The organism is Streptomyces sp. ME19-01-6, assembly GCF_033793745.1.
In the GTDB taxonomy this organism is placed as follows: domain Bacteria; phylum Actinomycetota; class Actinomycetes; order Streptomycetales; family Streptomycetaceae; genus Streptomyces.
The window spans coordinates 29146-41238 of the sequence record NZ_JARAXF010000046.1 but is presented as its reverse complement, the minus strand read 5'-3'; the positions used below and the strand labels follow the sequence as shown (position 1 = coordinate 41238).

The 12093-nt window shown below is 72.2% G+C and carries 9 protein-coding genes; 4 read left to right on the top strand and 5 right to left on the bottom strand.

The features are described 5' to 3' along the window. Positions 1–20: 20 nt before the first annotated feature. The 4 genes from PV419_RS48925 to PV419_RS48910 all read left to right on the top strand — a co-directional run bounded on the left by PV419_RS48925 (position 21) and on the right by PV419_RS48910 (position 5524). Complete coding sequence (locus tag PV419_RS48925; RefSeq protein ID WP_319700324.1) at positions 21–2447, top strand: thioester reductase domain-containing protein; 2427 nt, start codon at positions 21–23, stop codon at positions 2445–2447. Then, the gene (locus tag PV419_RS48920) at positions 2447–3553 is read left to right on the top strand and encodes an alpha/beta hydrolase (RefSeq protein ID WP_319700322.1); all 1107 of its coding nucleotides are present in this window, start codon (positions 2447–2449) and stop codon (positions 3551–3553) included. Before PV419_RS48925 ends, PV419_RS48920 begins: the two co-directional genes overlap by 1 nt. Before the next feature lie 64 nt (positions 3554–3617). After that, a complete protein-coding gene (locus PV419_RS48915) occupies positions 3618–4400 on the top strand; it encodes an alpha/beta hydrolase (protein ID WP_319700320.1) in 783 nt (260 codons plus the stop codon). A 47-nt stretch (positions 4401–4447) separates the two neighbouring features. After that, entirely contained in the window at positions 4448–5524 is a 1077-nt protein-coding gene (locus PV419_RS48910) for a hypothetical protein (RefSeq protein WP_319700318.1), read from the top strand. A 12-nt stretch (positions 5525–5536) separates the two neighbouring features. Here the strand turns inward: PV419_RS48910 and PV419_RS48905 are convergent, their stop codons facing one another. The 5 genes from PV419_RS48905 to PV419_RS48885 all read right to left on the bottom strand — a co-directional run bounded on the left by PV419_RS48905 (position 5537) and on the right by PV419_RS48885 (position 12020). Beyond that, complete coding sequence (locus PV419_RS48905) at positions 5537–7624, bottom strand: beta-galactosidase (RefSeq protein WP_319700316.1); 2088 nt, start codon at positions 7622–7624, stop codon at positions 5537–5539. A gap of 31 nt (positions 7625–7655) precedes the next feature. Beyond that, complete coding sequence (locus PV419_RS48900; protein ID WP_319700314.1) at positions 7656–8501, bottom strand: carbohydrate ABC transporter permease; 846 nt, start codon at positions 8499–8501, stop codon at positions 7656–7658. After that, positions 8498–9439, bottom strand: coding sequence for a sugar ABC transporter permease (locus PV419_RS48895; protein WP_319700312.1), 942 nt, complete (start codon positions 9437–9439; stop codon positions 8498–8500). Before PV419_RS48895 ends, PV419_RS48900 begins: the two co-directional genes overlap by 4 nt. Positions 9440–9483: 44 nt before the next feature. Further along, on the bottom strand, positions 9484–10821 hold the full coding sequence (locus PV419_RS48890) for an ABC transporter substrate-binding protein (protein ID WP_319700311.1): 1338 nt from the start codon (positions 10819–10821) through the stop codon (positions 9484–9486). Positions 10822–10967: 146 nt separating this feature from the next. Further along, positions 10968–12020, bottom strand: coding sequence for a LacI family DNA-binding transcriptional regulator (locus PV419_RS48885; RefSeq protein ID WP_415925541.1), 1053 nt, complete (start codon positions 12018–12020; stop codon positions 10968–10970). Between the last annotated feature and the right edge of the window lie 73 nt (positions 12021–12093).

The window sequence follows — 12093 nt, the reverse complement described above, 5'->3', positions numbered from 1 at the left end:
GAAGCGAACAGAAGGTCCCAGTGCGTGACGAGGCCATGCAGATGGGCGCGGCGGACGAGGGGCAGCGGCTGACCGGCGAGTCGATCGAGCGGGGCGGGGGCGGGCTCAGCGTGGCCGATCTGCTGGCCCGGGCCCTCCCCGGGGCCGCGTCGGCCCCGGCCTCGGCACCCACAGCGTCGGGCGACGGGCCCCAAGATGGGCCGGCCCCGGACCTCGGCGCGGACGTCGACGCGGACGTCGATGCCGAGGTGGACCGGCTGACGGAGGCCATCGCCGCCGTGGCGGCCCGCTTTCTGCCCGACGGCCGGATGGGGCCCGACACCGACTTCTTCGACGCCGGGGGCACCTCCGTCGACGCGGTGGAACTGGTCGCCGCCGTGGCCCGGGAGTCGGGGGTGGAGCTTGCCCTGGACGATGTGTTCGCCGATGCCCGGCCGCGCCGTCTCGCCGAACGCCAACTCTCGGCCGCCGGGACCGAGGCCGTGCACACCCCGCCCGCGAACACCCCTCCCGCCGGCCCCCCGTCAAGCGCCCCGGCCGCCGACACCCCGGCCCCGAGCCCGACGGCGCCCGTCCCCGCGACGCAAGCCGCCCCCGCCGCCCGCGCCCTCCCCGTGGGCGCCGCCGACGAGGACCTCGACCTGGTCCTGGCCGATCTCGCCCGCGCCGACGCCCTGCCGTGGACGGGCCCGCCGGAGCCCGCCGTACCCCGCCGGATCCTGCTGACCGGGGCGACCGGCTTCCTCGGCGGCCATATGCTCCTCGATCTGCTGCGGTACAGCGACGCCCACGTCTACTGCCTGGTCCGCGCGGCCGACGAGGAAGAGGCCACGCAGCGGCTCGGCACCGCGCTGTCCGGCTTCGCCCTGCCGTGGTCCTCGGAGATCCGCAGGCGGGTCACCGTGGTACCGGGCGACCTCCGCCGGCCGCGCCTCGGCCTGCCGGACGACCGCTGGAGCGGGCTGGCCGAGGAGTTGGACTCCGTCGTCAGCGTGGCGGCGGCGGTGGACTTCCTGCGCGGCTACCCCTCGCTGCGGCAGAGCAACGTGATCGGGCCGCTGACGCTGGCGGAGCTGGCGGCGACCGGGCGGCCCAAGCCGCTGCACCACATCTCCTCGATCGCGGTCTTCAATCAGGTCGGCATCGCCTCCATGGGCGAGGACGACCCGCTCGCCCGCATCGACCGCCTCGTCGCCGGCTACGACAAGTCCAAGTGGGCCGCCGAGACCGCGCTGCGCCGCGCCCGTGACCACGGCCTGGTGGTCACCATGATGCGCCCGGGAGGCATCGGCGGGCACACCCGGACGGGCGCGTACAACGCCCAGGACCTCAGCAGCGGGCTGATCTCGGCGTTCGGCCGGTTCCGTACCGTGCCCGCCTTCCGCTACCTGAACGCCGCCCCGGTGGACTGGGTGAGCCGGGTGGCGGCGGCCGTGGTCTGCGAACCCGAAGCCTGGGGCTACAACTACAACCTGACGGGCGTCCCGAACACCCTGGACGACGTGGTGCGGGACATGGGGTTCGGCGGCATGAACGTGACCGTGCGGGACTGGGACGAGTGGCGGGCCGACGCCCTGGCCCGTCTGGAGGCCGAGCCGGTCCCCGGGCTGGACTTCCTGACCAGGGTGTTGCGCAGCCCCGCGGCCCTGAAGCTGTGCGAGGCGACGCTGAAGGGGCCGGCGGCCACCGATGAGCGCACCGAGGCGTTCGTCGCCGCACACGATCTGCCGGCCGCGGCCCGGTACGACACCCAGGCTCAGCTGAAGACGTTCGAACGGCTGGCCGAGGACGGCCTCGGCCGGCTGCCCGACCGCCAGGACCCGCCGTACCTGTGGTTCCCGGAGACGATCGAGGGGAGCCTGGGGTCGGTCGGCGGGCCCGCGCACAGCAGGTGCACGCTGTCGCTGACCCTGTCGATCGCGAGCATGTACCAGCTGGTGCGGGAGCGCCGGGTCGATGTCCGCGGAGAGCTCTCCTGTGCGCTGCTGCACCCCGATCCGGTCCTGGTGGAGCGGGGCGACCTGTGGGTCCGCCCGCAGGAGGGGATACCTCTGCGGCATGGCCTGCGGCATCAACTGCTGCTCTACCGGCTGTGGTTGTGTGACGCCGACGGCCGGCGGTGGTGGCTGGAGGGCCGGAAGTTCGCCCGCGCGCGGCGCGATGTGTGGCGGCAGACGCGGGCGCTGACCGTCGAGATCGGCCGCGAGGGCGAGCCCGCGAGCCTGGCGGGCGAGGTCGTCGTCCCCGCCGACAGCTATGTGCGCGACCAGATCGACGGCATCCGGGTCGATCCGCGCCTCTCCAGCCAGGAGAAGCGGGTCGCCAAGCTGACCTGGCTGGCCTGGTTCGGCCGCGAGGTGGGCCGCGGCCTGCTCGGCCCGTTCGCCCGGGTGGGGGCGGACCTGCTCGACCTTCGCCGGAACCCGACGCTGACGGAGCGCTCCTGATGACCCCGCTGACCCCGCCGACCCTGCGACCGCTGTACGCCCGGCTCGACGAGGCGACCGTCGAGGAGATGCCCTTCCGGACCAGGGACGGGACCCGGCTCGGCCTGAGCAGGGTCACCACCGGCTCGTCCCCCGGCCAGGGGCACCGGCCCGCGGTGCTGCTGCTGCACGGCCACACCGCGTCCTCCGACATGTTCCTGCTGCCCGAGACCCGGAACCTGGTCGAGGTCCTGCTGGACGACGGGTACGAGCCGTGGCTGCTCGACTGGCGGGGCAGCTGTCGGCTCCCGTACAACGAGACCGGCCGCCGGTACACCTACGACGACGTCGCCGTGTACGACATCCCCGAGGCGGTGGCGCTGATCCGCCGGCGGATCGGCGACCGGCCGCTGTTCGTCGTGGCCCACTGCATGGGCGCGCTCGCGCTGTCGATGAGCATGGCGGCGGGCCTGGTGCCCGGGCTCGCCGGGGTGGTGGCGCAGGGGGTGTTCCTGACGCCGAAGCTGGCGGGCCGGACGTCCCTGCGGATGACGCTGGCCGCCGAGCTGCTGAAGTCCCGTGTCGACCACATCCCCGTGGACTTCCGCAAGGTGGGCTTCTGGTCGCGGTACACCCCGCTGTTCGCCCTGGCCTCCCGGAAGGCGAGCTGCCCGGACCCGACCTGCCAGATCCTGCACAACTCGGCCTGGGGGACGGGCGCTTCGCTGTTCGTGCACGAGCACCTGTCCGCCACCACCCACAACCGGCTGGCGGAGTTGCTCGGCCCCGCGCCGCTGTGGATCCTGCCGCATCTGCGCCGGATCGAGCTGGCGCGCAGCGTGGTGCGCTGGCACCACGGGGACGACCGCTACCGGGCGCTGCCGGAGAACGCGCTGGACCACGCCGGTCGTATCGACTGCCCCGTCCTGCTGCTCTCCGGCAGCGAGAACGGGCTGTGGCTGGACTCCCAGAAGCTTTGCCACGAGGTCCTCGCCGCGCGTCAGCCGCAGCTGGAAGTGGCGTACGCCGAGGTCCCCGGCTACGGTCACCTCGACACGTTCATCGGCCGGGGCGCCGCCCTCGATGTGTTCGGGCACATCCTCGACTTCCTGGGCAAGCGACGGTGATCGACCTGTCGTTCGCAGCTCCCGTACCAGCACCGCACGCACCACAGCCCGGAGGTCATGCCCCATGCCGCAGCTCGAAGTCGGTGGCGCCAGACTGACGTTCGACGACGAGGGTCGCCGCGACGGTGTGCCGCTGGTGTTCATCCACGGCTGGACGGCCAATCGGCACCGCTGGGACCACCAGATGGCGCACTTCGCCCCGCACCGGCGAGTGATCCGCCTCGATCTGCGCGGGCACGGCGAGAGCGACGGCGTACCGCGCACCGTCGCGGAGCTGGCGGGCGACGTGTCCGCCCTGCTCGACCGGCTGGAGGTCGACCGCTTCGTCCCGGTCGGCCATTCGATGGGCGGCATGGTGGCCCAGACGCTGGCGCTGGACCACCCGGAGCGGATCGAACGCATGGTGCTGGTGAGCTCGATCAGCCGGATGGTCTACAGCCGCGGCCGCGGCCTGCTGATGGCGGCCTCGACACTGCTGCCGTTCCGCGCCTTCGTCACTCTGAACATCCAGCGGGCCTTCGGCCCCGGCCACCCGCGCGCCGAGGTGCGCGCATACGCCCGCGCCTCCGCGACCACGCCGCGCGAGGTGGTCATGACGTGCTACGACGCGATGCGGGCCTTCGATGTGCTGGATCGGGTCGGTGAGATCCGGACGCCCACCTTGCTGCTGCACGGCTATCACGACATCCAGCTTCCGGTGTCGCAGATGCTGCGGATGGCCAAGGGCTACCCGGACGCGGTGGTACGGATCGTCGACGCGGGGCACGAGCTGCCGCTGGAGAACCCCGCCGCGGTCAGCTCGGCCGTCGACTGGTTCCTCACGGCGGGAGGTCCGGACACCGCGTAGCGGGGGTGTCGATCCGGTGGTGTGCACGGCTCCTTAGAGTCACGTCCATGACGAGGACCACACCGCCACGCCCGCTGGATGTCGAGGCGCTCTTCCCGGAACTGGCCGCCCACCGCTCCACGACGACCCGGCTGCACCCGCGGCCGGGCAGCCCGGGGGTGTCGGACAGTTCGGTGGGCGGTCCGCTGCTGTGGCCGGCGGACGAGCCGTGGCCGGTGTGCACCGAGCCGCACCGGCGCGGGCGCGGGCGCCGCCCCGCGGACATCCACCGGGCGCGGCGGATGCTGGCCGCCGCGTGGGCCCGCGACCAGGCCTCGGGTCCCACGGAGGAGGAGCGGCGGCTCCTGACGGAGCTGCGCCGTGAGCACCGTGTCGCGGGGATCGGGGACACCGACCCGCTGCCGATGATCGGGGTCGCCCAGTTGTACCGGCGGGACGTCCCCGACCTGGCCGCGGGGCCGGACGGCTGCGATCTTCTCCAGGTGTTCTGGTGCCCCTTCGACCGGCACGGCAGGACGGGGTACGGCATGTCGCCGCGGCTGCTCTGGCGCCGGTCGTGGGAGGTCGGTGAGGTGCTGGCCGCGCCGCCGCGGCCGGAGGTCGTGGGCTTCGAGGGGTATGTGGCGGAGCCCTGTGTGCTCCACCCGGAGCAGGTGGTCACCTATCCGTTCGCCGGGCTGCTGCCCGAGGACCTGACAGCCCGGATAGACGCCAGGGAGGAAGCCCTCGAGGAGGCGGCCGAAGCGGCGGAGGCGGAAGCGGAGGCCGAGGTGGGCTACGGCGAGGAGGGAGACGAGCACGGGGTCGAGCCGCCCCCCTACTACCAGTACGACCTGTCCATTCCGCCCGGCTGGCGCGCCGGCGGTTTCGCGTCGTGGCATCTGACCGACCCCGCCCCCATGAACTGCCGGGCCTGCGCGACGCCGATGGAGCTGCTGCTGACGATCGACAGTTCGGAGTGGGACGGCGGCAGCCGCAGCTGGATCCCGCTGGAGGAGAGGGACCTTCCCGAGGCTCGGCGCTCCGCCACGCCGACCGAGGTGACCGTGGGCCGCTGGGGTGAGTTGAACATCTTCGCCTGCCCGGCCGATCCCGGGCATCCGCACCGCTGGAGCATCCAGTAAGCCCGCCGCGCTTCAGTCGCGGTCGGTGGGGGCCTCCTGTTGCTGGTAGACCCTGACGTCCCAGGCGTCCAGGACGACTTCGTCCCCCGCCGCGTGCTCCTCTCCCGTGAGCACATCACGTGCCGGAGCCGGAAGGGACACGGACACCCGGTCCCAGGACCAGTTGTGCACAAAGCGGACCAGGCGGCCGTCGCGCGAAGTGGCGGTCGTCGAGGTGACACTCGGATGAGCGGCGCGCCAGACGTCCACGGGGGCCGCCCAGCGGAAGAGAGCCGCGGCGAAGTCCGGGTCGGGCACCGTGCCGACGTAGGTGATGCGCCCGGCGCCGTGCCGGTGGGTGGTGGCCGCGGGCCAGCGGCCGAAGTGCGGGTGGTCGTAGGTCGCCAGGGCCTCGGCGCCCCGAAGCGTCAGGCCGTCCGCCCAGTGCAGCGCCCGCGCCTGGGGCGGCAGCGAGAAGTTGCCGATGCCCGTGCCGTGGAGGGCGAGCGGAGCGCCGAGGGTGCTGAACTCGTCGTACGTCACCCCGGCCGCCTTTGCCAGCCGCGCGGGCTGCTCGTCGACGCGCGCCCTGGCCTCGGTGTCGCCGTACCCGGTGCGGGGTCCGAGCACCAGGTGGCCGCCCGCCTCGGCATAGGCCGCCAGCCGGTCGAGGGTGGCGTCGTCCGCCGCGTAGAAGGCGGGGACGACCAGCACACTCGGCAGTTCCGCGGCCGCCAGCTGCCCCGGGTGCAGGATGCGGGTCTGCAGTCCGGCGTCGAACGCGCCACGGTAGAAGGCGTCGCAGATGGTCCGGTACGAGCGCGGGTCCGGGCCCCCGTCGGGGGCGGCCAGGGGCGGCTGGGCCTGGAGGGCCCACTTGCTGGGGTGGGAGTAGAGAAACGCGACGTCGGCGTCCGGGGTGAGCGCCGCGACCAGGTCGCCCGCCGTCTCCAACTCCCCGCCGAGCGCGGCGAGTTCGCGGTAGACACGGCCCGGCTTCCCGTTGTGGGGCAGGATGCCGCCCCAGTATGTCTCGGTGCCGAAGTGCAGGGTGTGCCAGTGCCAGTACTCGATCATCGAGGCGCCGCGGGAGATCAGCGCCCAGGCGGCCTGGCGCCACTGGCCGTCGTAGGCGGGGCGGTTGTTCCAGAGAGCGCCGATGGCCTGGGCGTTGGTCTCGGTGACCAGGAAGGGCTCCTGGCGTGAGGAGTACATGCGGTCGGCGCTCTGGTACAGCGCCCACGTGCCGTTCGTCGTCCAGCTCTGCGCCTGGTCGGTGCGGTCCGGGAGGGCCAGTGCGTCCTGCATCGAGTAGTACGGGTTGCCGGCGGTGACATCGAGGCTTCGGGTCAGCTGGTCGTCCTCGACCGTCGGCCGTTCGTAGGAGATGCAGGTGGTGACGAACTGGCCGGGGCGGGCGTATTCGCGCACGATGCCGGCCTGCCAGGCGATGAACTCGGTGGTCAGGCGGGCCTGGAAGCGGCGCCAGGCGAGCTCGTACTGCGGCTGGGCGTTTCCGTCGGGGGTCCACAGGTCCGCCCACGTCGACAGCCGGTGCGACCAGTAGACCAGTCCCCACTCGCGGTTGAGGGTCTCCACATCGCCGTAGGTCTCCCGGACGTGGTCGGTGAAGCGCTGGAAGACCCCGTGGTTGTGGAAGAGTTCAAGACCGGGCTCATTGTCGACCTGGTAGCCGATGACGGCCGGGTGGGAGGCGTACCGGCCGACGATCTCTCGGATGATCCGCTCGGCGTGGAAGCGGAACGCGGGGTGGGTGAAGTCCACCTCCTGGCGGGCGCCCCACGGGATGCGCTCGCCGGTGCGCCGCTCCCCCGCGATCTCCGGGTACTGCCGGGCGAGCCACGGCGGCACGGCGTACGTCGGCGTCCCCAGGATCACCGATATCCCCCGCTCGTGCGCCCCGTCCAGGACGGGCCGCAGCCAGCCGAGGTCGAAGCGGCCGTTTTCCGGCTCCCAGGTCGACCACACGGACTCCCCGACCCGGATCACCGTGAAGCGGGCCTCGGCCATCAGGTCGAGATCGTCCTTGAGCCGTTCGCAGGGCTGGTACTCGTGGTAGTAGGCGGCACCGAACAGGACTCGGCCCGGCAGCTCGAACATGTTTCTCCTTCAGATGGTGGGGAGGGGTGTGTCAGCCCTTGACCGCGCCCGTGGACAGGCCTTCCAGCAGCTGTTTGCGGAGCAGGACGAAGAGGGCCACGGCCGGGACGACGGCGAGCACGGCACCGGCCATCACCAGGTCGTACTGGCGGTTCTCGGAGACGAAGAGGGTCTGCAGCCCGAGCGGCAGGGTGTACTGCGAGCTGTCGGAGACCAGGACCAGCGGCCACAGGAAGCTGTTGTAGCTCTGCAGAAACGTCCATAGGGCCAGCGCGCCGAGCGAGGGGCGCAGGAGCGGCAGCACGATGCGCCAGAAGATGCCGAACTCGCTCGCCCCGTCGATACGGGCCGCCTCCAGCACCGAGTCCGGGACGGACTGCACGATGTACTGCTGCATCATGAAGATCCCGAACGCGGGCGCCGCCCATGGCACGATCAGGGCGAACCAGGGGCTGCCGAGTCCCGTCTTGACCAGGATCACGAACAGCGGCACAAGGATCACGGCGAACGGGATGGACAGCGAGCTGAACATCACGCCGAACAGCAGCCTTTTGCCCGCGAAGCGGAACTTCGCGAACCCGTAGCCGGCCAGGGCGCAGACGGACACGGAGACGACGGTGGCGATGGCGGCGACCCCGGTGCTCATCAGGAACCAGCGCCAGAACGGCTGCTGGTCGACGAGGTGGCGGTAGTTGTCGAAGGTGAGCGGGTCGGGGATCAGCTTCGGTGGATAGCCGAAGATGTCGCCGCGCGGCTTGAACGAGCCGCTCAGCGCCCACAGCAGCGGGGCGAGGAACGCCAGGAGCAGCAGGAAGAGCGTCGCGTAGAGCAGCGCGCGCCCGCTCCTCACGCGGACGGCTGAGGCGATCGTGCTCATACGGAGGCCCTCCCGATGCCGAGCAGGCGGTTGAAGAGCTGGCTGGCGGCGAAGACGAGCACGAACAGCACCACGGCCGCGGCGGCCGCGTATCCGAACTGCTGGCGCTGAAAGGCCGCCCGGTAGATGAACATCGTCACGGAGAGGGTGGCCTCGGCCGGCCCGCCCCCGGTCAGCAGATAGGGCTCGTCGAAGATCTGGGCGGCCCCGATGAAGGAGGTGACCACGACGAAGGCGGTCACCGGCTTGAGCGCCGGGAGGGTGACGGTGGCGAAGGTGCGCAGGCGCCCGGCGCCGTCGAGGGCGGCCGCTTCGTACAACTCCCGGGGCACCGCCTGGAGTCCCGCGAGGAAGAAGATGGTCAGGTAGCCGGTCCAGCGCCACAGCATCACCAGCCCGATGGTCACCTTGGCCAGACCCGGGTCGCCGAGCCAGTCCACCCCGCCGGTGCCGAACAGGGCGCGCAGCGCGGAGTTCAGCAGCCCGAACTGCCGGTCGAACATCAGGCCGAAGACGAGCGCCACGATGATCGGGGACACCACGATGGGGACGAAGTACGCCGTCCGCCACAGGTCGCGGGCGCGCAGGCCACGGGTGTTGAGGGCCTGGGCGATGAGCAGGGCGAGGGGAACGACGACGCAGACGGCGATCAGCACATACACGCCGGTGTTGCCGATGGCCCGCTGGAAGCTGGCATCGGTGGCGAGCAGCCGGTAGTTGCGCAGGCCCACCCAGCGCGGGCTGCCGAGGCCGACCCATTCGGTCAGGCTCAGCCACAGCGAGACGGCGATGGGGACCAGCATGAACAGGACGTAGAGGAGGTAGAAGGGGGCGATGAAGAGGTACGGGGCTCGCGGACCGCGGGGGCGAGGGGCGGCGCCGCGCCGCGCCGCGCGCGCACCGGTGGTGCGCGCCGTACCGGCGAGGGTGGTGGTCATGGTGGTGTCCTCCCAGGGTCTGTCGTCGCCTTCGATGACAGGCCCTAACGGCCGGCCTGGTCGCGGAAGTCTTCGGTGGTCTGCTTGAGCGCCTGGCGCGGGGTGAGGTCGCCGCGGTAGGCGCGCAGCAGGTTGCCGCCGAGCACGTCGTAGAGGATCGACTGGTCGGGGCTCTGGTGGACGGCCGGCACCTCGGGCAGCAGCTCCCGGTAAAGACCGAGGAGGCGCTGTCCGCCGCAGAAGGTGTCCTTCAGCGCGTGGAGCCGCGGGTCCTGGTAGACGGAGCGGCGGGTGGGCAGATAGCCGATGTCGGTGTAGCGGCGGACCTGGCCGTCGCGGGTGAGCCAGGTGTTCAGAAGGAACTCCGTGGCCGCCCTCGTGTTCGCCTTGTCCTTGATCACGCCGAAGCCGGTGCCGCCGAGGGTGGCCGTACGGCCACCGCCGTTCGCGAACCGCGGCAGGGCGCGGATCCGCCAACGCCCGGACTGATCGGGCACGTTGGGCATGAGGCCGTAGCTCTTGTACCAGGTGGCCATGGGCAGCCCGATGACCTTGCCCTGCTTCAGCGCGGTCTGCATGGCGGCCCCGTAGTAGTCGGAGATGTCGATGACGAAGCCGCCGCGCAGGCCCTCGCAGAGGAAGGTCAGCGCCTCCTCCGCCTCCGGGGAGTCGAGCACAAGTCGCTGGTCGGCGTCGAAGAGGGCGCCGCCGCGCTGGTAGAGCAGCATCTGGAAGGAGGCGACGACCTGACCGACGTCGCTGCCGGTGGCCACGACACACAGCGAGGCGCCGTGGTCCTGGTGCACCCGCGCGCCGAGCTCGGCGAACTCCTCCCAGGTCGGGGTGTCCGCGGGGAGCCCGTACTCGGTGAAGAGATCGTCGCGGTAGTAGTAGACGACCATGGGGGTGTCCGAGTCGAGGGCGTAGATCTTGCCGTCCTTGCTGTACGGGGCGGTGCGGGCGGGCAGCAGATCATCCGCCAGGCCGGGCACGGCGGCTATGTCGGCGGTGAAGTCGTGCAGCAGCCGCGGGGCGATGTCGCCGCGCAGCATCCGGGGGAAGGCCTCGATGACGAAGCCCATCACGTCCGGGGTGCCGCGTCCGGCGACGGCCTGGGCGAGCAGCTTGGTGACGAGGTCGGCCGCCCCGGCCCGGGTGACGGCCAGCTGGTAGGTGTAGTCGGTGCGCCGATCGGCCTCGCGCAGCCCTTTGGAGAAGAAGGCCTGGTAGCCCGGGTCGTGGGTCCACAGGGAGAGGGTGACGGCGCCGGAGGTGCGGACGGTGGCGGCGTCGTGCCCGCAGGCGGCGAGGGCACCGGCCGCGCCGAGGCCGAGGGCGCCTCGCAGCAGGGCGCGGCGCGCCGGACGTGGTGGAGGGTACACACGTGACTCCTCACGTGGTGCGGCTACAGGGTGCGCCTGCGTGGCCGTTCCGGGCGGCGCAGGCGGGCAGGGCGGATCGGGCCGGCGGCGGTGTGCCGTCGGCCGTCCCGCCGACGGTGCGGCGGTACGTGCGGGGAAGGGGTGGGTCAGCGGGGGCGGGCGGTGGAGTCTCGTACGGACAGCGAGGCCACGAGATCGCCGGGCTGGCCCGGGTGGGGCCTGCCCTCGATCATGGCGATCAGGACGGCGACGGCGCGGGTGGCGACGGCGGCGAAGTCCTGTCGGACGGTGGTCAGCGGTGGGGAGAGATAGGCGGCGGCGGGGATGTCGTCGTAGCCCACCACGCTCACCTCGCCGGGCACGCTCAGCCCGGCCTCGGCGAACGCGCGCAGGGCCCCGATCGCCATGTCGTCGTTGGCGGCGAACACGGCGGTGATCTCACGGTTCCCGGCGAGTTTCCGCCCGGCGGCATGGCCGGCGGCCGGGGTCCAGTCGCCGTCCGGCAGCAGCGGGGGCTCGGGGGCGCCGGCGGCGGCCAGCGCCTCGCGCCAGCCGCGGGCGCGGTCCCGCGCGGCCCACCAGTCCTGGGGGCCGGGGATGTGCCACACCGTGCGGTGGCCCAGCCCGAGGAGGTGTTCGGTGGCCATTCGGGCCGCGGCGACGCCGTCGGCGCGGACCACGGCGCTCGGGCCCTTCGCCGGCTCCATGCCCTCGCCGACGCTGACCACCGGTATGTCCGCGCCGATCCTGGGCGGCACACCGTCGTCGATCGGCTCGGACAGGACGATGCCGTCCACGCCCTGCTCCAGCAGGGACTCCACGGCCGCCGCGATGCCGCCGCCCTGCCCTTCAAGGGTGCTGGCCAGCACAAACGAGTACCCCGCCCGCTGCATGGCCCGCTCCAGCGCGATCAGCAGTGTCGAGGGGCCGTAGAGCGCGGTGCCGAGCGTGACCACGCCGATGCGCCGGTAGCGGCCCATCAGCAGGGCCCGCGCCGCGTTGTTCGGACGGTAGTCCAGCTCCCGGATGGCGCTCAGCACGCGGTCGCGGACATCGGCGCTCACATGGGGCTCGCCGTTGACCACCCGGGACACCGTCTTCTGTGAGACGCCGGCGACCCGGGCGACATCCATCATCCCGGGCCGTCCGCGACGGCGCCGAGTCAGCTGGGAGGAGTCCTCTGGACTGGCGGCCGACATGCTGTCTCCTGTGTGGTGCCCACTGGCTGGCTACGTAGTCAATCGCAGGAGACGAGCAACGCCTCGCCGGAAT